Source organism: Alkalicoccobacillus murimartini, assembly GCF_030813245.1.
Lineage (GTDB): Bacteria > Bacillota > Bacilli > Bacillales > Bacillaceae_D > Alkalicoccobacillus > Alkalicoccobacillus murimartini.
The window spans coordinates 55529-81755 of sequence record NZ_JAUSUA010000004.1; the positions used below are offsets into that span (position 1 = coordinate 55529).

Genomic DNA, 26227 nt, shown 5'->3' on the forward strand with positions numbered 1-26227 from the left:
TTTTCCCTCCTGCTACCTCTCCGTTAAAAGATCATTTAGAAAATGAGCTATTCTAACTTCAAAACTTAATTCGATGTAAAAAAAGGAAAAAACAGAATACAAAACAAGGATAATTGAAAGACAGAGCGCAATGGAAACAGATAACATTCGATTCTTCTTAATAGAAATGTATTGAATGACATACAAACCAATCCATATATAAACAGGAAATGCCATTCCTATCAGATATAGAAAAGAGGCACCGAAAATCAATCCACCAAAACCTAAAATAATTGCCTTAGCAGATAGTACTAATCCAATAGGAATATTAATTAAGTGGATAAAAACTGTCCTTCCAACCCCAGGACCTGTCAAAGCGGTTAAAAATATTATCCCAATATTCAAACAGGCAATTCCTATAAGTAACATTGGTAATAAATATTGACCGTCGTAGAATAAATTAATCGGTCCATATGAGTTATAAACCAAAACAGCTAAGTGAAAGATAAGAGCAGTATTTAGCCATCTTCTTCGGTTTACTCGGTACGTTGTATTCATCGCAAAAAATAATATGAGACTGTGACTAACAACTCCTAATCCTAGTTCAAAAGGTAATGTTAATTGTTCAGTAGCTAAAAAATAGACATACAAACCAACCGTAAATAAAAACCCTGCAATCGCCAGTACATACAACAGTTCTCGCCGAAAAGGAAACATGGAGTGTTGGAGGTCATTACCAATCGTTGCCTCATCACCAAATTGTTTCTTCGCTTTCTCTGTCGCTTCTCTCAAGGTATCTCCCCTCTCGATATGTTCATCTCGAATCATCTTGACATGGTCAAGTAGTTCTTCATAGAGGTCCTCATAGTCATCTTTTGTGCAGTCGGTTTGTTTCACAATGGCTTGAACATAGCTCTCTAAATCATGGTTCATACGAAGCTCCAGAATCAGTACGTTGAACAAGGGATTGCAAAAAAGCCCAGTCTTTTTTCTTCCGTGCTAGCTCTTTTGCTCCGTCATCAGTCATGCGATAGTACTTACGGCGACCATTATCGATTTCTTTCCAGTATGAAGAAATCCACACTTTTTTCTCCATCCGTTTAAGTGCAGGATACAAGGTTCCTTCACTCATTGAATAGGCTTCTTCACTTAGCTGTTTTAACCTTCTTACCATTTCATATCCATATAGATCCTCCTGTGCGATCAAACTTAATAGCAATAGATCGATACTGCCCTTCATCATTTCCTTATCCATGAACAATTTCCTTTCTTTGGTTGATCTTATACCGACATTGTATTACTATGTACCTCGTAATGCAATGGTTAATTTCAATTGACGCTGTTTGCCTCTTCTCCTATACTAAAAACATTGCTTGAAACCGAATTAGAGGAGTATGTCCAATGGATTTTGAAATACAGTTCTTATCTTTTTTTGTGATTACCGTAGAAGGTCGAGATGAACAATCAGATAAACGCTTTAAACATTTTAAGACATTAGATAAAAATGAATTTGAAAACAGTGAAATGAAGGATTTTCTTGACGGGGAACTCAAAAAAATCGTCAAACGAAAAGCCGATCATCACCCTAAATCTGAGCAAGTGCCAACAAAAATAGGTCATTTTGTCACGGAGCCTGGGCATCCATTGGATTCAAATCCTAACTATGCGTTACTTCATAAAACCCGTTTTGCTGAGAATAAAGATGATTTTAATAAAGCGAGTGAACAGCTCGTTCGCATCTACCTCAACACAAGTGCTGTGCGTGGCGGAGTATTCCTTGTTGCAACGGCTGTTCCAAGAAAGTATTTTGATGACTCCTTTGTGTTTATTATGAAATGTGATTTTGAACCTAAGGTTGCCTCTATCTCTGATGAATCTTCTCTTATTCAAAAAGTAGAGCACGCCATTACGACCAAAAATATGAAATCCATTCAATACCCCTATATGCCGGAAGAGGGTATGATTGAGCATACTGAGGTGAAGATTCATCAGGCTTCGCACGCCCGTTACTTTGAGGATTTTCTAAGCTATGTAGAGTATGGTGAATCAATGCCCGTTATAATGAAGACTCAGGTCATGAACATGGTTCAGGAGCATGTGTATGAAACGTATGAGGAACAAAGTGAGGAACGTCAAAAGTTTGAACATGAACTGGAGATTTGGGAAGGTAGTGAAAAAAGAGAGATTCAGGAGCGACTGGATACTCATCAGGTCATGGAAGCAGCGGCCCAAATTGTTGAGCATACACCTGAAGCTGAACTGAAAATGAAGCTTGGTGAAACCTCCATTAAAGGCATGCTTGCTGATTTTGGGGAGACTCTTCACTTAGGAAAAATAAATGGCCGCTATGTTTTATTAGTAGAAGCTGATTCGATTCAATTTGAAAAAGGGGTCTCTCCTATTGAATTTCATAAGCCAGATGACTTACACCAGATCATTGAAAAACTAAATAATAAACGCGTTGAGGAATAAGTGTAAATAAAAAAGAGTCTTCCACTCGAACAGGAGACTCTTTTTTTATTTCAGTTCATTTGTACGTTGCGCACTTTTTTTACTTATTATGAGACGTATCAAACCTTTTACTATCATAACAATCGGTGAAGCAAATAGTAACACAGTTGTGATACTTTCTTGGTCGATCTTCATATAAGTAAACAGAAAGAGGAGAAGTAAGAGAAAGGTGAGTCCACCAAAGATTTCAGCCTTTGGGCTAGCCTCTTTATATGTGCCACTCAAGTATTCGTACCCTACTACACTAATCATATTCACAAGTACAATCATCAGTAACACAGATAACAATTGATTCATTTGAATGACGTTTAGTCCAAATGGTTGCTCTTGCTGCCCTACATAGATCATTCCAATAATTGCAATAAAAGAAATACCGTACTTTATTAGAAACACACCAAGTTTATTAAGGATCAACCCGCACACCAACCTCTTCATCATTTAGTATATATTAGCAAATAAATGAAGAAATGAACAGAACAAAAAAGCTTCCTCATATTGCAAGGAAGCCTCTTTTTTATTAATTAACTCGTTTTCCGCTGTAATTGAGCAATGTCTTGAATCGCTTTTTGGCTACCTCCGCTGTTCTGGATGTATAGCGAATGCCAAATTAAGAAACAAAGGATGGTCCAAAGCTTACGACTATTATCTCTTTTCCCCGCCGCATGCTCTTCAAGTAATGCGAGTGCTTCTTTTTGATTAAAGATCGTTGTGGCTGCTTTATTAATCGTTAAGATATCCTTAGCCCAATCGTATAACTCATCTTTCAGCCAATGACGAATTGGTACAGGGAAGCCTAGTTTTTTTCGATTAAGAATGGAATCTGGTACGACTCCTTTTATTGCTTCACGCAAGACATGTTTTGTCGTCCCATTTGCCAGTTTTGCTGATTCAGGAATACGAGAGGCTACCTCAAATACTTCTTTATCTAAGAACGGTACGCGAAGCTCCAATGAATGAGCCATTGTCATTCTGTCTGCCTTCACTAAAATATCTCCCGGCAACCAGGTATGCAAATCAATATATTGCATTTTTGTGGAGTCTGGATATGAAATGGCTTTTTGATAAAGATCCTTCGTTAAATTCGTAAATAGATACTGATTGTCATACTGTCCAAGAATCAACTGTTTCTCTGCTTCTGTAAAGATTTTTGCGTTTCCGATATACCGTTCCTCAATTGGGGTTGTCCCTCGCAACAAATAGCTTCTCCCACGGATTCCCTTTGGAAGACCTAACGCCATTTTGTTAATCGCTCGCTTAAATTGAGAAGGCCAGCTGTTAAAATATCGTAATGCTTGTGGCTCACGGTAAATATTGTACCCACCAAACAACTCATCCGCACCTTCACCCGATAGTACAACCTTTACATGCTTACTTGCTTCTTTTGCAACAAAATAAAGAGGTACAGCGGCTGGATCGGCAACCGGATCATCCATATGCCAGATAATTTTTGGAAGCTCACGTACAAATTCTTCTGGTGAGATATGCTTATGAATGTTCTCGACATTTAGCTTATCTGCTGAATCACGAGCGATATCTACTTCACTAAAACCCTCATGATCAAAACCAACTGTAAACGTTTTTAATGCAGGGTTATGTTCTTTTGCTAGCGCAACAATGGTTGTTGAATCAATACCACTTGATAGAAAAGCTCCAACAGGCACATCACTGCGCATATGTTTGGCGACCGAGTCCTTCAACACATCAATTGTTTGTTTGGCATAGGTAGAGAGTGACTCCTTGCCTTCATTAAAGACTTTAGAATAATACGGCTTAATGACCGCTGCACCCTCACGTTTTTTGATCAGCATATGACCAGGTTTCAGTTTTTTTACAGAGGGAGCTAAGCTCATCGGTTCCGGCACATATTGGTACGTTAAGTAATGTTGAACGCTCTCTGGTGATACCTCTAGTTGAGGATCAATGATACGTAGACTCTTTAGTTCAGATGCAGCAATGAGTCGTTCTTTGGATTCCATATAATAAAATGGTTTAATGCCAAACGCATCACGCGCGCAAAAGAGCTCCTCCTTCTCCTCATCCCAAATCATAAATCCAAACATTCCTCTAAGTTCTTTCACACAGTCTTGTCCTTTTTGAGCATAAAGAGCAACGATGACCTCTGTATCCGTATGTGTTTGAAACTCATAGCCACCCTCTATCAGACCAGCACGGAGTTCTTTATAATTGTAAATTTCTCCATTAAAGATGATATGATATTTATTTTGATACGAAAGCGGCTGTTTTCCATGCTCAATATCAATGATACTTAATCGTTTAAAACCAAACGAAACATGATTGTTCTTGTATGTACCAGTAGAATCCGGCCCTCTATGATGAATCGCTTCAAGAGCCTCTAGCCATTTATCATCATTTATGAACGTTGCATTCCCAGTGATCATTTCACCAATAAAACCACACATATCTATTCCTCCAACATATTTAAATTCATGAATTCAAGGGTATAGGAGTTAATTTTTATTCCATCTGAGAAGATCTCTACTTCATCATAGTAGACTTGAGACCTCTTTTTTATTCTCTACGCTTTATCTCAACTACGTTTTATCCCCATAATCAAATTCCATTTTTCCGGATCAAATATTTCATTTATGTTACAAACCAATACACCTCATCTTAACTGATGTGTTCTCTAAAGAAAACCCATTAATCGATATTTTATATATTTTTTACAATAGAACATACGTTTGAACAAAAGCCCCAAAAAAAAGAGTGTCCAAAGGGACACTCTCAACGATCTAACTGTTTTTGTATTTCTTAAAGATTAACGTAGCATTATGTCCACCAAATCCAAGCGAGTTACTTAATACAGCATCAATCGACGCCTCTCGTGCTTGATTTGGAACATAATCTAGATCGCAATCTGGATCTGGAGTTTCATAATTAATGGTTGGAGGAAGAATCTGATCAGTTATTGCTTTAATTGAAAAGATTGCTTCCACCGCACCTGCTGCACCTAGCAAATGACCGGTCATAGACTTAGTTGAGCTAACCGCCATCTCGTATGCATGCTCTTTAAAAACAGACTTAATAGCCATTGTCTCAAACTTTTCATTCATTGGCGTGCTTGTGCCATGTGCATTCACATATTGAATATCTTCTGGCTTAAGACCAGCATCATCCAACGCCATTTGGATTGCGCGTGCTCCGCCTTCTCCACCAGGAGCAGGTGCTGTAATGTGATGAGCATCACCTGAAGCGCCATACCCAACAATCTCTGCATATATTGTTGCTCCACGTGCTTGAGCAGATTCTAAGCTTTCAAGAATGAGAATCCCGGCACCTTCCCCCATGACAAATCCATCACGATTGGCATCAAACGGGCGAGATGCAGTTGTAGGATCTTCGTTATGCGTCACTGCTTTTGCGGAACAGAACCCAGCAATAGACATATTCGTGATCGGAGCCTCTGCGCCTCCAGTGATCATAACATCTGCATCCCCACGTTGAATTACCTTAAAGGCATCTCCGATTGAATTGGTTCCACTCGCACAAGCGGTTACTGAACAGGAGTTTACACCTTTTGCTCCTGTAATAATCGACACTTGACCCGAAGCCATATCAGGAATGAGCATTGGAACGAAGAATGGACTAACTCGACGCTGCCCTTTTTCAAGAAAGTTACGGAATTGCTGTTCGTACGTCTCCATTCCACCAATACCAGAACCAATCCAGACCCCAATATTAGGTGCATTGGATTCGTCAATCACCAAATCCGCATCCTTAACAGCCATTAATGAAGCAGCTACCGCATATTGTGTAAAGCGATCCATTTTCCTCGCTTCTTTTTTATCCATATAAGAAGCAGGATCAAAATCTGATATTTCTGCTGCGACTTTCATTGGGAACTCATCCGCATTGACTCTCGTTAACGGACCTACACCTGAAACTCCCTCTTTAATTCCGTTCCAAGTAGACTCAACATCGAGTCCAAGAGGCGTTACGGCTCCCATTCCTGTAATCACTACTCGTTTATTTTCCACAGTATCTACTCCTTTACTAAAAATATTTATCTACCCCAACGTAAAGCGACGGCTCCCCATACTAATCCAGCCCCAAAGCCAACTAATACTAACACGTCACCGTCTTTGATTTTTCCTTGTTCTAGTTCTTCTACCATCGCCATTGGAATAGACGCTGATGAAGTATTGCCGTATTTCTTCACGGTAACCGACATTTTGTCTACCGGAAGATCTAATTTCTCACGTGCTGACTCCATAATGCGGATATTAGCCTGGTGTGGGATTAGATAATCAACATCTTCTTTTGTTAATCCTGCTTTTTCAATCACTTTTAGAGAGGATTCTCCCATTTGTCTAACCGCAAATTTAAAGACCTCACGACCATTCATCTCCATAAATTCGCCTTGCTTATTAATGTGCATCGCACCGCCGCCATCTGCTCCAAGATCAAAGGATAGAATTCCTTTTCCTTCAGATACTGGACCAACAATTGCAGCACCAGAGCCGTCGCCAAATAATACAGCCGTGTTTCGATCTGACATATCCGTGATTTTAGAGAGCTTCTCTACACCAATCACAAGTACGTTTTTGTATGCTCCTGTTTCAACAAACTGCTGGGCCGTTACAATACCATAGATAAAGCCTGCACATGCTGCACTTATGTCCATTGCTGATGCATGATTCGCACCCAGTCTTTTTTGAACGAGTGTTGAAACGGTTGGAAACGCCATATCAGGTGTGACCGTTGCAACAAGGATCAAATCAATCTCATCTGCACTCATATCTGCATTTTTTAACGCTGACACTGCAGATTCGTAAGCCATATCAGATGTATCTACGTCATCACCTGCAAAACGACGTTCTTCTATTCCAGTTCTTGTACGAATCCATTCATCAGATGTATCTAATACTTTTTCGAAATCTGCGTTTGTAAAAACTTGTTCAGGAATGTAACTACCAATCCCTAAAATACCCGCATTCGCCATGTCCATCTTTCCCTTCTCACACTAGGCTTTCGCACAGTGTTTCGACATTTTATTAGTACCTGATACTAATTTTACTGTAAACTTTCTTTTCTGTCTAGACTGAACCTGCGCTCAGACTATCATTAAACAGGCTTTTATCCCTACACAACAGGCCCTTTTCTACATACATTAATAAAGAGGAGCGTGATTTCTTGAGTGATAACAACGATAACCGTGAGCAAGGAAATGATTTTTTCTCCAATATGATGTTTGGACGTAAACCCGAGCCTCCAGTTGAAGAAAAGAAACAATCTGAGAAAGAAGCGACTCAAATTGAGCAGGTAATTGAGCTAGTCCAAGCAATCGGACCTGTGCTTGAACAATTTGCACCCGTGGCTACTGCTGCAAAATCCTATCTGTCAAAAAAAATGAAGGATTGGGTTGCCGATACTCCAGATGACGAAGATAAGAGCGGATCTTCATAGAAGATTCCGCTCTTTTTTTATTCGTCCTTTCCAAGTCGTTCCATTAATAAATTGAACCATTCATCCATTTCTTTTTTTAACTGTTCTTCTTTTTCAGACGTGGCTGTAATATTTTGAACTTCTTCATAAGTTTGTAAGAACCCTTCTATATCCTGTAAACGAAGCTGAGCTAGACCAATATTAACAAAAACCCTCACCTGACGTGCATCTCCAGCCCTCATAATTTCTGCGAAAGGCATTAGCTTCTCAAGGCCTTCTTTGTCTTTTTTCTCTCGTATTAGCTCAATTCCTTGTTTCATTCCTTCTCCAAGTGCTTTTAACTTCTCTTCTTTATTCATTTTTCTCTCCTCCATAGAAAAAGACTCACCACGGCTTGTCCGTCTGAGTCCTTTAGATTATTGTTGTGTTTCGGCGTCAGATTTACCTAATTCATAAGCCTCTGTCATCACTTTAAGAAACAGTTCAAGCACTGGCTGCATGTCTTCAAACCCAAGCTCTATCCCTTTTTCTTTAAAAAATTCCTGACCCTCAGGAAGATGTTTCATAGCTAATTGCATTAATTTCATATTAAGCTCTGGATTTGTCATGCTTTGCACCTCATTTTTCATTTTCTACTCAAAGATACTATGCTGTCCTTTGTTTCGCAAGCGATAAGAGGAGTATGTCCAATAAATAAGAAAAACAGCCCCCTAGGCGGAAGCTGTTTCTTGGAAGTCTATACTAACTTAGACCTCTTTGCTCAGTTAAATCAACAATTTTAATACTCATCACTTTTGACAGATTCACAAGCTCTCCTTTAATTGTCCACCAGTTGCTAGATGTCTCTGTAATTTCATTCTCCAATTGCTGATACGATTCTCTTGAGAGCATAATTTGTTTTGAGCTTGAATTTTCAAATTCGAACGTAATAATAAAGTCATGCACGGTAAAATCGCTCCAATCTCTTGTTTGGTTCTCCACCTATTTTTACGGATAACCTATGGTATGGTTTCACTCTTTTGCTAATTTCTAAACTAAGGATGAAAACACATTGAAACATTGCTATAATAGAAGGCAGTGTGCATACGAATGTTATAAGGCCCAACTGATAGAAATGAGGATATATGATGAATTATAAAGAAGCTGTAGAAACGAGACGAACATTTGCTATCATCTCTCACCCCGATGCCGGAAAAACTACGCTAACTGAAAAACTGCTACTTTTTGGTGGCGCTATTCGCGAAGCTGGAACGGTAAAAGGGCGTAAAAACAGCAAACATGCTGTGAGTGACTGGATGGAGATTGAGAAACAACGTGGAATTTCAGTAACAAGTTCTGTTCTTGAATTTAAATATGACGGGTACAACGTCAATATTTTAGATACACCTGGTCACCAAGATTTTAGTGAAGATACGTACCGTACGCTTACAGCTGCCGACTCAGCGACCATGCTGATTGATGCTGCCAAAGGGGTAGAGGCACAAACAAAGAAATTATTCAAAGTATGTCGCATGCGTGGCATTCCTATCTTTACCTTTATGAACAAGTTGGATCGTCAAGGTCGTGACCCATTTGAATTAATGGAGGAGCTAGAAGACCTTCTTGGGATCCGTTCTTATCCAATGGGTTGGCCAATTGGTATGGGGCAGTCCTTTTCTGGTGTATATGATCGCCATGAAAAGAAGCTCGAGCTCTACAATCCAAAAAACCCAAAAGACATTGATGTCATTCAACTGACAGGACCAGATGACCCGAAGTTAGATGAAGCGATTAATGACGAACAACTGGTTGCTCAATTTCGTGAAGAAATCGAATTACTTGATGTGGCCGGAGATGAATACGATGCTGAACTTATTGCCAAAGGTGAACTAACTCCCATGTTTTTTGGAAGTGCTGTTTCAAGCTTTGGTGTACAGACCTATCTTGAGCATATGCTAAAGCTCGCTCCAAGCCCTGTGCCACGCGAAAGTTCTAAAGGCTTAATTAATCCAATTGAGTATCAAAAATTCTCAGGATTCATCTTCAAAATCCAAGCGAATATGAACCCTGCTCACCGTGATCGCATTGCGTTCTTACGTATAACATCAGGTAAATTTGAACGAGGAATGTCTGTTAAACATGTTCGAATAGGAAAAAATATTAAGCTGGCCCAACCTACACAGTTGCTTGCCCAGTCGCGTAGTATCGTTGAAGAAGCGTACGCAGGAGATATACTTGGATTGTTTGATCCAGGAAACCTTCGAATTGGAGATACATTAGTTGAAGGTGATAGCTTTGAATTTGCAGAGATGCCCCACTTCTCTCCAGAGCATTTTAGTGCGATCTCTGTTAAAGAAGCATTAAAACATAAATCATTTGAAAAAGGGATTCATCAACTAACTGAAGAAGGTGCCATTCAGTTATTCAAAACTTACAACCGTTTCGCTGAACAACAAATTGTTGGGGTCGTTGGGGTCTTGCAGTTTGAAGTACTTGAGCAGCGCTTAAAAAGTGAGTATCACGTAGACATCCAGCTTGACCGTCTACCATTTACTTTTGCACGATGGGTTGTCGGACCTGCTGACGCTTTTGAAAAATTCAAAAAAGCACAGCGTAACCTGGTAACCGATCGTGACTCAAAGATTGTCGCGTTATTTGAAAATGAATTTCAAATGCGTACCGCTCAAGAAAAATATCCTGACCTTTCATTTTATGAGAATTCATTCTTTAAAGATGAAGAGTAAAATTATTTAAAAGCCTGCCTACCACGTATACGCGTGGTAGGCAGGCTTTTCCTTTAGAACATTTAATTAATTGCTAGTTATCAGATGTATTATTATAAAAGAGCTCCATTACTAACTATCCTTCAAAAACATAACCATTCATATTTTTTCCAATATACTGTATAATCAGGCTATAAAAGGAGGAATACATATGACTACTTTTCTTTCTTCAATTCACCATGTTCAGTTGGCCGCCCCTAAAGGATCAGAGGATCAAGCACGTACTTTCTATACAGAGATTCTTGGATTTACTGAGGTTGAGAAGCCTGCCCAAATGAAAGTAAATGGCGGCTGTTGGTTTGAGCAAGGTACTATTTCATTACATATTGGCATTGAGACCCCTTTTGTCCCTGCAGAAAAAGCCCACCCTGCCTTCTATACAGAAGATCTGGATGGACTAGTAGAACACCTAAAACAACATAATATAACGGTTGAGTTTGATACAAGGTATGAAGGGTTCAAACGCTTTTATGTGTATGATCCCTTTAACAATAGAATCGAAATACTTCAAAGACAGGAAGCATAATTCTGGGTTAAAGGTTTTGTCGTTCTTTCCATTTGTGGAGATGATCTTTCTGCTTCAGAAGGCCTTCTTCAAGTGATGTTGTTGGATCAAATCCTAACTGTTCTCTTGCTTTATCAGGAGAAAGGGAAGACCTAGAATGTGTTCGCTTTAAAACTTCAGCTTCTGCTCCGAGACTTTCGGCTGCTTGGAACCACTGCCCTTCCTGACCGGAAGTCAGATGATAGATATCAGAAGGATTTGTTGATTCTGCGGCAAGGATAAAACCTTTTACTACATCCTCAACGTATAGCACATCGAGTGTCGAACGATCCTGATACACGTTTTGTTCTTCATTCAATAGCTGAGCGAAAGTCATATCACTACGTTGCCACGGACCATAAATGGTTGGCAGACGCAAAATGTCATAGTGAATGCTTTTTGCTTCTGCTTCTTTTTGTATACACCTCTCTACCTCCGCTTTAATCATCCCGTATGGGGAAGTTGGCTGTAGAGGGGTATTCTCCGTTATTAATCCTGGTACATCCCCGTATACTTCAACAGTTGAAGGGAAAAGGAGTCTTGAATGTTCTTGCATGGAATGACAGAGAAATTGAATCCATGTACAAGCCTGATGACTGATTTGATTCATGGTTGGCCACTTGCTATCCTTTGTTGATGGAGATGCCAAGTGAAAGACTACATCTGCGGTGGATACCTCTTCTACTATCTTTTTGTTCTCCTTGCTAAGATCACCATCTAGATGTTGAAATAATGAATTTCTCCCCATTCCCATTACCTTCTCATCCTGTTCATGTTCTCTTTCAGCCTTCCGTTGATCAATACAGACAACCTGTACTCCATTCTCCAAAAGAGCCTGACAGAGGTGATAGCCGATAAAGCCAAGTCCACCCGTAACTACTGCTCTCTTCACATTAGATCTCCTCTCCTCAAAAAGTGTCAAACCCTCTCTGAAGAACAAAGAGGGTCAAAGGATCTGTTCATGTTTTTGATAGAACATAACAGTCGGCTCAGAAAGTGAATGAAAGGGCCTAGTTGAACTAAATAATTTCAATTGAACCGATTGACCTTTTTGAAGTAATTCTTGTTCCAGTTTTCTAGAGTGTGCCGGCAATGGGTAATGTCGTTCATTCACGCGGTGGATCAGAAATAAAGGTGGCCACATTTCTTTTAATGGCGGTTGAGAAATCTGTCTTACCCATTGTCGATTAATTCGTTCCGGTTTAGTTCCATAAGCGGTAGATAGTTCATTCTTTATTTTTTTATAATAAAGCCTATTTTGTTTTTCTAGATCGTAATATGATTCAAGATAGATACATGGATTAAAAAATAACATGGAACGAATATTTACATGCTTACGGGCAAGTAATTTTATAGCTAGTACCGCACCCCAGCCCTCGGCAAACACGTGAATTCGTTTATTAATAATTTCTGATTTCAATAAAAAATGAATGAGTTGTTCTGAATGAGCACAAGCTGCTTCATTTCCCCAATGATGTGGATGGAGGTCTGAAGTGAACACTGTATACCCATTATTCAAAAGATGCTCCAATACGATTTTCTTCTCTGGATGCGTCTCCCATATAGAACTTGAATCCTCTACAGTCCGATCTTGACCACTTAATAGGTAAACAGCAAAACCATTAGGCTTCTCTGGTAGAAACTTAACACTCCATCTACCTTTCCATTTAAAATACCGTGCGTCAAACATAGTACATTCTCCTAATCGATACAGTCACTGCTCTGCTTAGCGTATGCACTACTCCTCCTTTTCGGACCAGTCTCATTCAAAATTAGGTACAGTACTCACACTCTCTTTTTCTTTATCTATCAAGTATGCGAAATGCTCAAAAAATAGTATAGATCTGTCGATTTTATGACCACATTTTTTTGCTCAAACAAAAAAGCTCCTAAAACCAAGTGGTTTAGGAGCTTTTTATATAAAACAAGTTAAGGTTTTCGTTTTGGCGTCCATTTACGATTCTGATTCGTTAATTCTGGAAATGTATCTCCTGCCTGTAAACTCACAGATTGAGGATCATTCACGGTACTTCCAGTTTCACCAATCTCTACATACACACCGTTATTTGGAGCTTTTTGACCTGCGATAAATTGACGGCTTTGTCCCAAAGAAATCCCTCCCTTGGGAATAGCATACCCAAAATCCGCCTTTTATCTAAGCTTGTCATTAACCAATTAATGCCGCCAGAATTGCTTGTTGAGCGTGTAGACGATTTTCCGCTTGATCATATACAAATGAATGATGCCCATCAATCACCTCTGCTGATACTTCTTCTCCACGGTGAGCTGGCAAACAATGCAAGAAGATATAATCTTCTTTCGCACCAGAAAGTAGAACGTCATTCACTTGATAAGCCGATAAAGTCTGTTCTCTAGACGTTTGCTCTTCCTCAAATCCCATACTAGCCCAAACATCAGTATAGATTACATCTGCATCTTTTGCTGCCGCTGTTGCGTCTTCTGTTTCTTCAATCGTGGCACCAGTGATTGCCGCAATTTCTTTCACCTTCGCGACGACTTGTGGATCTGCCTTATGTTCAGCTGGTGTCGCAAGTACAACATTCATACCCATTTTTGCCCCAGCAACAAGTAATGAATGGGCCACATTATTTCCATCTCCGAAATAAGCAAGCTTTAATCCTTTGAGTTGCTGTTTTTGCTCTTGGATGGTTAGAAGGTCTGCTAAAGCCTGGCAAGGATGATACGCATCTGTTAACGCATTGATGACCGGCACCGTTGCATACTTAGCAAACTCCTCAACAAGCTCATGGGAATTTGTGCGAATCATGATCGCATCTAAATATCTTGAAAGCACTTGAGCTGTATCCATCACAGGCTCACCACGCCCGATTTGCAAGTCTCTTGGGCTTAAAAAGAGAGCGTGTCCTCCCATTTGTGTTAATCCAACTTCAAATGAGACGCGTGTACGTGTTGATGCATTCTCAAAAATCATGCCAAGTGACTTTCCAGAAAGCACACCTGTTTTTGTTGCTGGGTTGTCTTTAAATGACTTGGCTGAGTGAAGAAGTTGTTCGATTTCCTCTGGACTATAATCGAGAAGCGTTAAAAAATGACGACCTGTCATTTTTTTTTCTGAAACTTGAACTGAATGTGCCACTCTGTTCCTCCTTTTTCCTTTTATGAAACGGGAATTTGATCTGTTTGCATCCATTCTTGCAATGAATGTAATTTATGAGACGTAACGGTGCGCCCTTCCAACATAACTAGCAGTGTGTGTAATTCAGTAATGACCGTAAGGCGTTTGGCTAAAGCTGTAATTCGCTGTTCTTTTCCTTCTTTGAATCCTGGCTTGGGAAGACTTATTAACGCAATGGCGTCTTTTTCTGCAACCCATGTTTCAAAGTGGTGTTCAACGACTGTAAATCCATGCTCTACTAATAGCTGCTTATATGGCTCAAACGTTTCCTGATAATCATCATGAATGTCGATATACACGGACCCTTTAGATTGGTAAAGTGCCGGTATTTGTCCCTGTGCCCACGCAAAGGCTTTGTGATAGGCTTCAGGCAACGAATCACTAATACTAATTAATTCTCCCGTTGACTTCATTTCGGCTTCAAGTAATGGATCAAGTCCCGAGAGCTTCTGATAAGAGAATACTGGTGCTTTTACTGTGTAAAAGGACTTCTCTTCTGCATAGCCCGGTTTGAGACCAATTTCTTTTAATGAGGCCCCTAGCAATAATTGCACAGTATGGTCAATTAAAGAAACACCTGTTACTTTGCTGAAAATAGGAACTGTACGTGAGGCACGTGGATTGATCTCAATGACATATAACTCTTCCTGATATAAAACAAATTGAACGTTAAAGATTCCTTTAAAATCCATTCCTTTTGCTATTTGTTGCGTGTAGGCCAATATCGTTTGTTTCACCTTGGATGAAAGCGAGTAAGGTGGAGTAACCGCCATACTATCTCCTGAGTGAACACCTGCTTTTTCGACGTGCTCAAAAATACCAGCAATGTACACTTCATCACCATCGGTTAACACATCAATTTCAAGCTCTTTTCCTGGATAATAGGCATCCAATAGTAACGGATAAAGAACAGACTCTCCTTCATCTAAATAAGCCGTTAGCTCTTCTTTTGTTGTACAGATTAACATTCCCTGTCCACCAATCACATAAGAAGGACGAATTAAAAGTGGATAACCAAGGTCATCTGCCCTCTGCAAGACTTCGTGTCTTGTGTCAGCAGTTTGGCCAGGGATATGAGGTACACGAACATCATTCATAAATTCATAAAACCGTCCACGATCCTCAAGGCGGTCAATGGTATCAAAGCTTGTGCCATATACATGAACACCCGCATCTTCAAGACCCTCTAACAGAGAAATAGCAGTTTGCCCACCCAATTGGATAACCACACCTTCTACTTGCTCCAGTTCCACAACGGAAAGGACATCCTCAACCGTTAACGGTTCAAAATAAAGACGATCGGCAGTAACATAATCTGTACTCACTGTCTCTGGATTATTATTCATGATGATCGTTTCGTATCCTAAGCGACGTAAGCTGTACGCCCCATGTACCGAGCAATAATCAAATTCAATACCTTGCCCGATACGAATAGGTCCAGATCCTAAAATTAACACCTTTTTATTTTCTGTTGGAATGGCTTCATTCTCACCATCCCAGCTTGAATAATAATAAGCGGTAGAGGCTGCAAATTCTCCTGCACATGTATCAACCATTTTGTATGAAGGTTGAAGTTGAAATGTTTGTCTTTGATTACGAACATCCACTTCTGGTACATCCCAAAATGTTGCAATGTTATGATCAGTAAACCCAAGCTTCTTATATCTTAGAAGCTCTTCTTTACTGACAGAGTGTAGATCCGTTTCTTGTATTTGTTGCTCTGCCTGTATTAAGTTCGAATAAGCGGCTAAGAAATATGAATTTATGCCAGTTTCCTGAGCGAGCTGATCTACTGTCACTCCACGTCTTAACAGCTCTAACATGGAGAAGAATCTACGATCATCAGCCTGACGAACTACTTTCCAAAGCTGCTCCTCGGTCCAATTATTTAGTGCTGTAAGCTTTAATCCAGAGGTTTTAAGTTCAAGTGAACGTACTGCCTTTTGCAAAGCAGCTTCTAGATGTCGTTCAATCGCCATTACTTCTCCAGTGGCTTTCATCTGTGTTCCTAATAGGCGATTAGCCTGTGTGAATTTATCAAATGGCCAGCGTGGAAATTTGACCACCACATAGTCAAGAGCAGGTTCAAAGCTTGCATACGTGTGACCAGTTACTGGATTTTTTAATTCATGGAGCAGATAGCCAATACTAAGTTTGGCAGCCATTCTGGCAATAGGATATCCTGTTGCTTTAGATGCCAGAGCAGACGAACGACTCACTCGTGGATTAACTTCAATTAAATAGTACTGCTTGCTATGTGGATCGAGTGCAAATTGAATATTACATCCACCCACAATGCCTAGTGCGCGAATAATTTTAACAGAACAAGATCTAAGCATCTGATATTCTACATCTGTTAACGTTTGTGAGGGTGCAACCACAATGGAATCACCCGTATGCACACCAACTGGATCAATGTTTTCCATATTACATACGGTGATACACGTATCATTGGCATCACGCATCACTTCGTACTCTATTTCTTTAAAGCCGGCAATACTTTTTTCAATCAGGCATTGGTTAATTGGACTAAGATCTAGACCGCCTTCTACAATGTGCAGAAGTGTAGCTCTGTCATCAGCAATACCTCCTCCTGCTCCTCCAAGCGTGTACGCAGGCCTAACAATAATTGGGTACCCAACGGTTTCAGCAAATTGTATAGCCCCTTCTGCCGTTGTGACAATCTCACTTTCCGGAACCGGTTCATTTAATTCGTTCATAAGCGTGCGGAATAAATCTCGGTCCTCCCCTTTTTTGATTGAATCAATGGGGGTACCAAGCAATTCAACTTGATTGGCTTCCAAAATACCCGAATCGTGTAATTCAAGTGCTAGATTTAATCCCGTCTGTCCACCAAGTGTGGCCAGTAACCCGTCTGGTTTTTCTTTTTTTATAATCGCCTCAATGCTTTCCAGCGTGAGAGGTTCAAAATAAACAACATCTGCACAAGATTCATCCGTCATAACAGTTGCTGGGTTATTATTAGCTAAGATTACTTTGATTCCTTCTTCTCTTAAAGCCATACAGGCTTGTGTGCCGGCATAATCAAATTCCGCAGCCTGCCCAATAACAATTGGACCAGAACCAATGACTAATACCGACTGCAGATCGCCTCTCTTATACATACAAGCTTTCTCTCCCTTGACTCATCATCTCTTTAAATAGGTTAAATAATTGTGCACTATCACTTGGTCCGGGGTGAGCTTCCGGATGAAACTGTACCGAGAGAACTGGAAGTCTCTTGTGCTCCAGTCCTTCTATTGATCCATCATTGATGTTAAAGAACCGCGCATGTAATGAAGTATCTGTAAGCGATGTTTCTTTCACCACATAACTATGGTTTTGAGATGTCATATAGACTTTATTTGTTTCTTGGTCAATGACCGGTTGATTCGCTCCACGATGTCCAAAGTTAAGCTTTTCAGTATCTCCACCAAAGGCAAGGGCAAGCAATTGATGCCCAAGACAAATGCCAAGTGTTGGATAAGTCTCCGCTAGTTTTCGGATAACAGGAAGCCTCGTTTCTAATTGCTTTGGATTACCTGGTCCATTTGAAAGTAGAATTCCATCTGGCTTAAGGGAAACGACCTCTTCAAAAGAAATGCTATAAGGAACAACCGTTACTCTATTCCCTTGATCAACCAACTCGCTTACGATTGATTTTTTGTAACCAAAATCCAGCAGCACAACATGACGCTCTCCATGACCAAATGTCTCTGCTGCTTGCACAGATACACTTGATACCACTTCTTGTTCACCCAGTGGAGTCGTGGCACTAAAATCAACCGATTCTGGATGTGTAGTTAGGACGGCTCTCATATCTCCATTTTTTCGAATTCTTTTTACAATTGCTCGTGTGTCCACACCCGTAATATATGGAACCTGCGCATGCTGAAGACATCCAGCCAACGGTTGATTGGCTTCGTAATGGTGGCCAGCTCCATTTAATTCACTTATGATAAGAGCTTCGACTTGTGGCTTCAGACTTTCGAAATCTGAGTCATTGATTCCATAATTTCCGATCAACGGATACGTAAACACGACCATTTGTCCTTTGAAGGAAGGATCACTTAATACTTCCTGATAGCCAGTCATGCCAGTAAAAAATACAATCTCTGCATGGACATCCTTTTCTTTCTCTGCTCCGAATAATTCTCCTTCAAACTGTTCCCCTGTTTCAAGTACGACGTAGCCTTTCATGATTCCCTCCTCCTAAAATTGCGTATTTATTCTTTTCAATGTATTAATATTCATTTTCACTCTTAGTGAACCGTAGCTGTTGTGTGTCCAACAACCTGTGCGAGAATATTTGCTGCTTGTTGTAGCTCTTCTTCTGTCACGACTAGTGGCGGAAGAATTCTAATGACGTTTGGACCTGCTGGTAAGACAAGTAAACCAAGCTCACGTGCTTTTGTAATAAACGCTGCAACTGGCTCATGACACTCTATTCCAGTAATTAAACCAAGACTCCGAATCTCTTTTACTGCTGCCGATTGCTGAAGAGCTTCTTGCAGATAGCCTTGAAACTTCTTACCTTTTTCCTCAACTTGTGCTAAGAAGGATTCATCAAATACTGTTTCAAGTACAGCATTTACAACTGCCATAGCCAATGGGTTCCCACCAAAGGTAGATCCGTGACTTCCTGGTTGAAACGCTGCTTTCAAATGTTCTTTTCCAATCATAGCACCGACCGGAAAACCATTTCCAAGGCCTTTGGCTACAGTAATAATATCTGGCGATAAATGAAAGTGCTCATAACCAAACCGTTTACCCGTTCTTCCTATTCCGGTTTGGACCTCATCAACAATGAGAAGTAACTCATGTTCTTCACAAAGTTCTTTTAGTTGTGTAGCGAAAGTCTGATCAATCGATCGAACGCCACCTTCACCTTGAACCACTTCAATCATAATCGCTGCGGTCTCACTTGATATTTGTTCTTGAACGGATTGAATATCATTTAACTTGGCATACGTAAAGCTGGGTAACATAGTCCCGAACCCTTCATGGATCTTAGATTGTCCTGTTGCAGCCATGCTTCCGAGTGTCCGACCATGAAATGAATTAGCTAAACTAATGATATGATTTTTTCCTGTATGTTTACGAGCAAGCTTTATGGCTGCTTCATTTGCCTCTGTACCGCTATTACAGAAAAACACATAGTCTCCACTACTTTGTTCGGCAAGCACAGATGCTGCTTTTTCCTGCCCTTCTATTTGAAACAAATTCGAGACATGCCACAATGTTTCAGCTTGTTTTACTAAAGCATCTACAACGTTTGGATGGCAGTGTCCAAGATTACAAACTGCAATCCCACCAACAAAATCAAGGTACTCTTTGCCATTTGTATCGACTAGAGTGCATCCTTTCGCTGATTTGGCGCTAAGCTCCCACCTTTGGTATGTTGGAAACAATGAACTCATACGATCCCTACTCTCTTCTTATGATACAGATTCTGCTGCCTTCTGTTTCGTGATTTTTGTTCCTTTCAGTCCCTCACCCGCCGAGAATACAGCATGTTTCCCGTTCACGATACGAACAAATGATAACGGACCCTTTAAGCATTGCAGAGCTGCGCGTACCTTTGGAATCATTCCACCATAGATGACCCCATCTTCTATATATTGATAAACATCCTTATCAGTAACACTCTCTAGAGCCAGCCCATCCTTTAAAATTCCGTCTACATCTGTTACAAACACAAGTTCATCAGCAACCATTGCTTCTGCAACAGCAGCAGCAGCTGTGTCTGCATTAATGTTAAAATGGGTGCCAAACTCATCAACACCTATAGGAGCAATGACTGGAATAAGGTCTTGACCGAGAAGTGCGTGAATGAGGTCGGTATTTACTGAGACAGGCTGACCAACAAAACCAAGCTTCTCAATATTAACGGGTTTCACTACTAACAGATTTGCATCGCAACCAGCTAAACCAACTGCTAGACCCTCGTTATCATGTGTACGTTTGACAATCTGCTTATTGACTCTACCGCATAACACCATTTCCACTGTATCCAGTACTTCAGTCGTTGTTTTTCGCAGTCCATCAACAAATTCACTCTTTATTTCTAATTGCTCAAGCATTCGGTTTATATCCGGCCCTCCGCCATGGACGATCACAGGATGCTTTCCCTGACGCTTTAATTGAACAACACTTTGAAAGAACTCATCTGAAAGGTCGTTTAATGTACTTCCTCCACACTTAATCACTACAATTCCAGACATTTTGACACCTCCTTATTAAGTACGATATCCAGCATTAATTCGAACATAATCATAGGTTAAATCGCATCCCCAAGCTTTTCCGCTACCTTCACCATTATTCAAGTTCACATGAATCATAATGGTCTCTTCGTTTGTCATATAAGCTGTTGCCTGTTCCTCAGAGAAATGAAGAGGTTGACTATTTTCCAGCGTCTGAATATCGCCAATGGCAATATCTATTTTGTCTGGATTAATCGGACAGCCGCTGTATCCAATGGCACAAATGATCCGTCCCCAATTGGCATCTTTTCCAAAGACAGCTGACTTAACCAGATCTGAACCGACAATTTGTTTGGCTACTTTGCCTGCGTCCTCATCACTTTGAGCACCATTTACTTGAACTTCTATTAATTTTGTTGCGCCTTCCCCATCTCGTGCTATCTGTTTAGAAAGTGATTCGCAAGCTTGTTTTAATGTTTCATAAAAGGCTTCCCAATCTGGATGCGTTGGACTAAGCGATGTATTACCAGCTAAACCTGAAGCCATAACCACAGCCATATCATTAGTTGATGTATCACCATCTACGGTAATGCGGTTAAATGTCTGATTTGTGATGCCTGACAACGCATGCTGCAAAACCTCTGATTCAATAACTGCATCTGTTGTGACAAAAGATAACATCGTCGCCATATTAGGGTGAATCATGCCAGAACCTTTTGCCACACCACCTATAGAAATTGTCTGTCCGTCCACAGTTGTCTGGTAGCATGTTTGTTTCGTTGTCGTATCCGTTGTAAGGATCGCGTGATTAAAATCATCTGCTGATCCCTCAACAGAATTAGGTTCAAGCAACCGAATTCCTGAGGTCACCTTCTCAATTGGCAAATACTCACCAATGACACCCGTTGACGTAACAGCGACCAGATGCTCATCTAATCCAAATTGCTGTGCGGATGCCTGGCGCATTGTATAGGCATCTTGGAGTCCACGTTCCCCCGTACACGCATTAGCATTCGCACTATTTACAACCAACGCTTGAATCTTACCCTCTACGGCTATGGATTCCTGAGTCACCTTTAGTGGGGCCGCTTGAATTTGATTTAATGTGTACACCGCTGCAACATTTGCTGGTACCTCACATAATATGGCTCCAAGATCTTTTCTTTTTCTCTTTAGACCTGCATGAATGCCAGCTGCTTTAAATCCTTTTGGTGTTAAAATGGAGCCTTTTTCTACTAGCTCAACTTTATTTGTCTGTTTTGTACCATTCATCTCAAAATCTCCCCCTTACGGATAAACAGGAACAAGATTTAATCCCATGCTTTCATCCCAGCCATTCATCAAATTCATATTTTGAATAGCCTGACCAGCTGCTCCCTTGACCATATTGTCAATGACTGATACGACTGTCACTCTTCCTGTTCGTTCATCATAAGACAAACCAATATCACAATAATTACTTCCATACACTTCTTTTGTAGCCGGATAGTTGTTCTCTTTTCTAATACGTACAAAAGGCTTCCCATCATACGCTTGGTGATATAGAGAAAACAGTTGCTCTGAAGTTAATGGTTTCTTTAACTGTACATACATCGTTGCCATTATGCCTCGGATCATTGGAACAAGATGGGGCTGAAACGTAATCGCTCCACTTTCGTTGTTCCATTGATGAAGCTGTTGCTCAATTTCAGGTGTATGTTTATGTGTATTTACTTGATAAATCTTAAAGTTTTCATTCATCTCACTAAAATGAGTCATCATGGTTGCCGATCGTCCTGCCCCTGATGTACCTGTTTTGGCATCAATGATAATAGAATGCTGTTGGATAGCATCGTTGTGGATAAGCGGTGCAAGACCGAGTAAAGCCGCCGTTGGATAACAACCAGGATTGGAAATAATACGTGCTGATTGGATCGCCTCTCGATTCCATTCACTTAAACCATAGACTGCTTGATTAATAGTTTCTATTTGTGCAGCTGGTCGTTTATACCATGTTTCATATATAGTAGGGTCCGTTATTCTTAAGTCTCCAGATAGATCAATTACTTGTGTACCATGACTCGCGATCTCCTGTGTATGTTGAGCCGAAACCCCAGGAGGCGTCGCCATAAAAACGAGGTCCGAATCCTCACCAACGACTTCCGGATTAAAAGGCTTTAGGGAAGTGTCATAAATCGTTGCTACGTGTGGATACGACTCTTCGATATGTACGCCTTCCTTTGTTGATGTATACAACTGTATATTTTTTGCTTCAGGATGATTGTTTAAAAGGCGGAGAAGCTCTGCGCCACCATATCCTGTTGCTCCTACAATGCCTATTCTCATCTAGCTCCCGCTCCGTTTCTATATCTCTATGATTTTCTCTTGTGTTTCATTATAAATATGAATAAAAATAAATTCAACTGTATTTTTATTTTATTTTCATTTTCTTGCTACATAATCCTTGTAGACCGCATAAAAAAAAGAGTGTAAACCCGATAATGACGTATCAGTTTACACTCTCAAAAGAAAAGCTCGTTATTCTTTTATTCAATTTTCATGTATAAATATTTATTCAGTCTCAACAGCTTCCTTTAAATCCTTCACGATCTCCTCTTGATCTACTTCCAACCCATCATATTTACGAATGATCAATCCTTCTGGATCAACCAGGAAAAAAGATGTATTGTGCAGAATATCAGATCCATCCTCTAACTTTTGAACAGGAGATTTGAAACTTTCTACAGAAAACGTCTCTATTTCATCTTGCTCATAGCCTGTAGCAAACGTCCAAGATTCATAATCTACTCCAAGATTAGAACCATATTGTTTCAAGATTTCAGGCGTGTCGCGTTCTGGATCAACTGAAAATGAAACAATTTGAAGGGGTATACCTTCTTCAATTGCTGTTGCCTGCAGGTTCTGCATATTCGGTGACATAATCGGACAAATTTCAGGACAATGAGTAAAGATCATATTCGCTAACCAGTAATCACCTGTAAATTCATCAATTTGTTGAGTTTCACCCTCTTGATTTAAAAATTCAAGACTAGTGATCTGCATTCCTGCCTCACTAATATCAAAATCTGATTTTTCATCTCCACCTAAGGCATACATCCAGCTACACCCTGTTAGTAGTAAAACCATACAACTAAGTACCATATACTTCATTATGTTCTCTCCTTGTTTCTAGGTTGAAGGTACATCACTAATCGTCATTTTGCCTTCCTGTTGTCTCTCTTTTCGTAACCATTGCTTAAATACATAACCGATTGTTATTCCGTACACAATTTCCTGCATGATTTTCATTAAGACACCAGCAAGCTGTTGATCCATCCTCGCATCTAAAAAGGTGAAGGACGAAGGTCCATTAAACATCGTAAGCGGGACTTCCATTCCAGCAGGCAAGCAATAGGACATGACATTTGCCCAGATAAGCGGGTCTGTATAAGTAGCATACATCGTTTCCGGAGCAAAGATAATTAAAGCACAAGCAGGCGTAATTAAAATACCGTTCGCAAAGATATAACCAATTCTCCGTAAATCAGGAAGCTGATAAGCATTTGGAAGTGGGGCAAGCATATGCCACCACATCAAAATAGCCGCTCCAAACAAACCATATTGATATAAGCTATGTAATACGGGTGCCTGCATAAGGCTATCAAACATAAAAGGTACATGGTAGAATGAAAATAGACCATTAAATAATAAAAGTGCTAAAATAGGATTGCCTATAAAACGAATAAGTGGCTGTATTTTTAATCTTTTCGAATAGTTGGATACTTGGTGGAGAACCCATGTCGGCATTCCAAGTAATAATAATGGAACGGCAACAAAATATGCTAACACCATTTGGAGCATATGAATGCTCATAATCATGTGCCCCGTTAGATAAAAAGGACTTCCCCACCCCCCATATAGCGCAATCAGTCCTAAACCAAAGTAGATTTTATGCCTAACACGAGTGGGCTTCTCTGTTTTATTTCTGCTTTTTTCTATATGTAGTAACCATGCATAAAGTAATGCTATAACAACGATGCCACCCATTAGTTCCGGTGTCCAAAGTGCACGAAATCCAAAAGTAGTCCACAGAGACTCCATGTGGTTCTCCTCCTAATATTAAATGTCTGACTGCCTCAATTGGGCGCTTCTTCACCTACACTATACCACAAATGAAAACGTATCCGCAGAACATTTCAAAGACCCATTACGGAAACTCATAGATTGCTATGTAGTAGAAAGGATTTACTTATGTCAACTAAACATTTAATTGCACTAGATCTTGATGGAACCCTTTTAACCGACTCTAAACAAATCTCAGAACGCTCGAAACAAGCCATCGTTAAAGCAAGAGCAGATGGTCACCTCGTCGCGATCTCAACTGGTCGTCCAGTTCGCGCCAGCATTCAATATTACCGCGAACTAGGTTTAGATACACCTATGGTTAACTTTAACGGAGCATTTGTTCATCATCCTGACCAGTCGGCGTTTGGCGCTTATCATACGCCTCTTGACCTAAAAACGGCCAAAACCGTCATTGAAACCTGTGAAGCCTTTAACGTTAGCAATATTATGGTTGAAGTCATTGATGACTTTTACTTACGCTACAAAGATGAATTATTTGTAGAAGCCTTTACAGCTGGACAGAATCCAATTGATTATGGAAACCTTCTAACATTGTTAAAGGATGCTCCTACCTCTGTCTTAATTCATCCACAAGAGAACCAAAGTGATTCACTGCGCTACCTGCTTGATCAATCACACGCCGAAGTAATTGAGCAACGCGTTTGGGGTGCTCCGTGGAGTATTATCGAAATTATTCGTGCGGGAGTGAACAAAGCTGTTGGCTTAAAACGAATAGCCGATTATTATGGCATTCCACAAGAACGAATTATTGCATTCGGAGATGAAGACAATGACTTGGAAATGTTGGAATATGCCGGCCAAGGAGTTGCGATGGGCAATGCAATCTCTGAGTTAAAAACCACGGCTAACTTTGTAACAGGCTCAAACGAAAATGACGGCATTGCGGACTATCTAGAAGAAGCCCTTAATCTAACCGCAAAATAGTCCGAATCTCAGTTGCTAGGCTCACTAATTCTTATGTATGATAAACTTGCTAGAGTGATCATGTTGTAAGGGGGAAAAGAATGGTTGAGATTGTAAAAGTGGACAATAGCGCTGACAAGCTGCTTCGGAGCCAGATTGTTGATTTATTAATGGAACAAATGGAATCAATCGGCCCAAAGGATGGACGCCCAGAATTAGAAGGCACCATAGATCGAGCACTTGAAGAAGAATCAAAAGCACATTTGTTTATCGCCATCTATCAACAACAAGTCATCGGTGCCGCATTTCTCAATGTCGGCCTCAGCCTCGGCAAAGGCGGTCAATACATATGGCTCAACGATTTATTCGTCAGCAAAAACTATCGAAATAGAGGCATTGCCAAGAAGCTTCTCTTACGTATTATCTACTGGGCTGAACAAAAGCAAATAAAAGGAATCGAACTTGAGACCGGCAGAAACAATGAAGCCACCAAAGCACTTTATAATTCACTTGGTTTTTACGATGTGATCTCTAAAAGATATGGATTTCGTTTCTAATAAAATCATCATAGAAGTTTCTAAAACGAAAATTAGTCATTTATCTATGACTAGTTTTCGTTTTTTGGGCTGGATCTCTT

27 protein-coding genes are annotated in these 26227 nt (G+C 40.2%); 6 read left to right on the forward strand and 21 right to left on the reverse strand.

Annotated elements, in window-relative coordinates; genetic code table 11:
- Nucleotides 1-12 precede the first annotated feature (12 nt).
- Nucleotides 13-912, reverse strand: coding sequence for a permease prefix domain 1-containing protein (locus J2S05_RS13310; RefSeq protein WP_306983583.1), 900 nt, complete (start codon nucleotides 910-912; stop codon nucleotides 13-15).
- Nucleotides 902-1234: a PadR family transcriptional regulator gene (locus J2S05_RS13315; protein ID WP_306983585.1), complete on the reverse strand. Its 333-nt coding sequence runs from the start codon at nucleotides 1232-1234 to the stop codon at nucleotides 902-904. The genes J2S05_RS13310 and J2S05_RS13315 overlap by 11 nt, the downstream gene beginning before the upstream one ends.
- Nucleotides 1235-1380: 146 nt before the next feature.
- On the opposite strand from J2S05_RS13315, the gene J2S05_RS13320 reads away from it, so the two are divergent.
- Nucleotides 1381-2451 (forward strand): DUF3900 domain-containing protein, encoded by a 1071-nt coding sequence (locus J2S05_RS13320; RefSeq protein ID WP_306983587.1) that lies wholly within the window; start codon nucleotides 1381-1383, stop codon nucleotides 2449-2451.
- A 45-nt stretch (nucleotides 2452-2496) separates the two neighbouring features.
- Here J2S05_RS13320 and J2S05_RS13325 read toward each other — a convergent pair whose 3' ends face one another.
- From J2S05_RS13325 to J2S05_RS13340, 4 genes are all read right to left on the reverse strand, one after another.
- Complete coding sequence (locus J2S05_RS13325) at nucleotides 2497-2904, reverse strand: hypothetical protein (RefSeq protein WP_306983589.1); 408 nt, start codon at nucleotides 2902-2904, stop codon at nucleotides 2497-2499.
- Between the two features lie 107 nt (nucleotides 2905-3011).
- Nucleotides 3012-4910: an asparagine synthase (glutamine-hydrolyzing) gene (gene asnB, locus J2S05_RS13330; protein ID WP_306983590.1), complete on the reverse strand. Its 1899-nt coding sequence runs from the start codon at nucleotides 4908-4910 to the stop codon at nucleotides 3012-3014.
- A 333-nt stretch (nucleotides 4911-5243) separates the two neighbouring features.
- Nucleotides 5244-6488 carry a beta-ketoacyl-ACP synthase II gene (fabF, locus tag J2S05_RS13335; RefSeq protein WP_306983592.1) on the reverse strand — a complete coding sequence of 415 codons (1245 nt, stop codon included), beginning with the start codon at nucleotides 6486-6488 and terminating at the stop codon, nucleotides 5244-5246.
- 26 nt (nucleotides 6489-6514) lie between these two features.
- Complete coding sequence (locus J2S05_RS13340) at nucleotides 6515-7453, reverse strand: beta-ketoacyl-ACP synthase III (RefSeq protein WP_306984149.1); 939 nt, start codon at nucleotides 7451-7453, stop codon at nucleotides 6515-6517.
- A gap of 191 nt (nucleotides 7454-7644) precedes the next feature.
- On the opposite strand from J2S05_RS13340, the gene J2S05_RS13345 reads away from it, so the two are divergent.
- Nucleotides 7645-7917, forward strand: a complete 273-nt coding sequence (locus tag J2S05_RS13345; protein ID WP_306983594.1) for a hypothetical protein — start codon at nucleotides 7645-7647, stop codon at nucleotides 7915-7917.
- A gap of 17 nt (nucleotides 7918-7934) precedes the next feature.
- On the opposite strand, the gene J2S05_RS13350 is transcribed toward J2S05_RS13345, so the two are convergent.
- The 3 genes from J2S05_RS13350 to J2S05_RS13360 all read right to left on the reverse strand — a co-directional run bounded on the left by J2S05_RS13350 (nucleotide 7935) and on the right by J2S05_RS13360 (nucleotide 8841).
- Complete coding sequence (locus tag J2S05_RS13350) at nucleotides 7935-8255, reverse strand: hypothetical protein (RefSeq protein ID WP_306983596.1); 321 nt, start codon at nucleotides 8253-8255, stop codon at nucleotides 7935-7937.
- Nucleotides 8256-8312: 57 nt separating this feature from the next.
- Nucleotides 8313-8504, reverse strand: a complete 192-nt coding sequence (locus tag J2S05_RS13355; protein WP_306983598.1) for a ComZ family protein — start codon at nucleotides 8502-8504, stop codon at nucleotides 8313-8315.
- A 133-nt stretch (nucleotides 8505-8637) separates the two neighbouring features.
- Nucleotides 8638-8841: a hypothetical protein gene (locus J2S05_RS13360; protein WP_306983599.1), complete on the reverse strand. Its 204-nt coding sequence runs from the start codon at nucleotides 8839-8841 to the stop codon at nucleotides 8638-8640.
- Nucleotides 8842-9020: 179 nt separating this feature from the next.
- Here J2S05_RS13360 and J2S05_RS13365 point away from each other — a divergent pair, with 179 nt between their 5' ends.
- Nucleotides 9021-10619, forward strand: coding sequence for a peptide chain release factor 3 (locus J2S05_RS13365; RefSeq protein ID WP_306983601.1), 1599 nt, complete (start codon nucleotides 9021-9023; stop codon nucleotides 10617-10619).
- Nucleotides 10620-10809: 190 nt separating this feature from the next.
- Complete coding sequence (locus J2S05_RS13370) at nucleotides 10810-11184, forward strand: VOC family protein (RefSeq protein ID WP_306983603.1); 375 nt, start codon at nucleotides 10810-10812, stop codon at nucleotides 11182-11184.
- Nucleotides 11185-11191: 7 nt separating this feature from the next.
- Here J2S05_RS13370 and J2S05_RS13375 read toward each other — a convergent pair whose 3' ends face one another.
- The 12 genes from J2S05_RS13375 to ctaG all read right to left on the reverse strand — a co-directional run bounded on the left by J2S05_RS13375 (nucleotide 11192) and on the right by ctaG (nucleotide 24642).
- Nucleotides 11192-12094, reverse strand: a complete 903-nt coding sequence (locus tag J2S05_RS13375; RefSeq protein WP_306983605.1) for an NAD-dependent epimerase/dehydratase family protein — start codon at nucleotides 12092-12094, stop codon at nucleotides 11192-11194.
- Between the two features lie 54 nt (nucleotides 12095-12148).
- Nucleotides 12149-12892 (reverse strand): alpha/beta fold hydrolase, encoded by a 744-nt coding sequence (locus tag J2S05_RS13380; RefSeq protein WP_306983607.1) that lies wholly within the window; start codon nucleotides 12890-12892, stop codon nucleotides 12149-12151.
- 239 nt (nucleotides 12893-13131) lie between these two features.
- Complete coding sequence (locus J2S05_RS13385) at nucleotides 13132-13311, reverse strand: YjzC family protein (protein WP_306983608.1); 180 nt, start codon at nucleotides 13309-13311, stop codon at nucleotides 13132-13134.
- Between the two features lie 58 nt (nucleotides 13312-13369).
- Nucleotides 13370-14320, reverse strand: a complete 951-nt coding sequence (gene argF, locus J2S05_RS13390; RefSeq protein WP_370873650.1) for an ornithine carbamoyltransferase — start codon at nucleotides 14318-14320, stop codon at nucleotides 13370-13372.
- 20 nt (nucleotides 14321-14340) lie between these two features.
- Nucleotides 14341-17484: a carbamoyl phosphate synthase large subunit gene (locus J2S05_RS13395; protein ID WP_306983610.1), complete on the reverse strand. Its 3144-nt coding sequence runs from the start codon at nucleotides 17482-17484 to the stop codon at nucleotides 14341-14343.
- The gene (locus J2S05_RS13400; protein WP_306983612.1) at nucleotides 17477-18559 is read right to left on the reverse strand and encodes a carbamoyl phosphate synthase small subunit; all 1083 of its coding nucleotides are present in this window, start codon (nucleotides 18557-18559) and stop codon (nucleotides 17477-17479) included. Before J2S05_RS13400 ends, J2S05_RS13395 begins: the two co-directional genes overlap by 8 nt.
- Nucleotides 18560-18621: 62 nt before the next feature.
- On the reverse strand, nucleotides 18622-19779 hold the full coding sequence (locus J2S05_RS13405) for an acetylornithine transaminase (RefSeq protein WP_306983614.1): 1158 nt from the start codon (nucleotides 19777-19779) through the stop codon (nucleotides 18622-18624).
- An 18-nt stretch (nucleotides 19780-19797) separates the two neighbouring features.
- Nucleotides 19798-20583, reverse strand: coding sequence for an acetylglutamate kinase (argB, locus tag J2S05_RS13410; protein ID WP_306983616.1), 786 nt, complete (start codon nucleotides 20581-20583; stop codon nucleotides 19798-19800).
- 15 nt (nucleotides 20584-20598) lie between these two features.
- Nucleotides 20599-21834 carry a bifunctional glutamate N-acetyltransferase/amino-acid acetyltransferase ArgJ gene (gene argJ / locus J2S05_RS13415; RefSeq protein WP_306983618.1) on the reverse strand — a complete coding sequence of 412 codons (1236 nt, stop codon included), beginning with the start codon at nucleotides 21832-21834 and terminating at the stop codon, nucleotides 20599-20601.
- A 15-nt stretch (nucleotides 21835-21849) separates the two neighbouring features.
- On the reverse strand, nucleotides 21850-22887 hold the full coding sequence (argC, locus tag J2S05_RS13420) for an N-acetyl-gamma-glutamyl-phosphate reductase (protein WP_306983619.1): 1038 nt from the start codon (nucleotides 22885-22887) through the stop codon (nucleotides 21850-21852).
- Between the two features lie 225 nt (nucleotides 22888-23112).
- Nucleotides 23113-23712, reverse strand: coding sequence for an SCO family protein (locus J2S05_RS13425; protein WP_306983622.1), 600 nt, complete (start codon nucleotides 23710-23712; stop codon nucleotides 23113-23115).
- An 18-nt stretch (nucleotides 23713-23730) separates the two neighbouring features.
- A complete protein-coding gene (gene ctaG, locus J2S05_RS13430) occupies nucleotides 23731-24642 on the reverse strand; it encodes a cytochrome c oxidase assembly factor CtaG (RefSeq protein WP_306983624.1) in 912 nt (303 codons plus the stop codon).
- Between the two features lie 150 nt (nucleotides 24643-24792).
- On the opposite strand from ctaG, the gene J2S05_RS13435 reads away from it, so the two are divergent.
- Together J2S05_RS13435 and J2S05_RS13440 are read left to right on the forward strand one after the other, a co-directional pair.
- Nucleotides 24793-25611, forward strand: a complete 819-nt coding sequence (locus tag J2S05_RS13435) for a Cof-type HAD-IIB family hydrolase (protein WP_306983626.1) — start codon at nucleotides 24793-24795, stop codon at nucleotides 25609-25611.
- 80 nt (nucleotides 25612-25691) lie between these two features.
- Nucleotides 25692-26147 carry a GNAT family N-acetyltransferase gene (locus tag J2S05_RS13440; protein ID WP_306983627.1) on the forward strand — a complete coding sequence of 152 codons (456 nt, stop codon included), beginning with the start codon at nucleotides 25692-25694 and terminating at the stop codon, nucleotides 26145-26147.
- Nucleotides 26148-26227 lie beyond the last annotated feature (80 nt).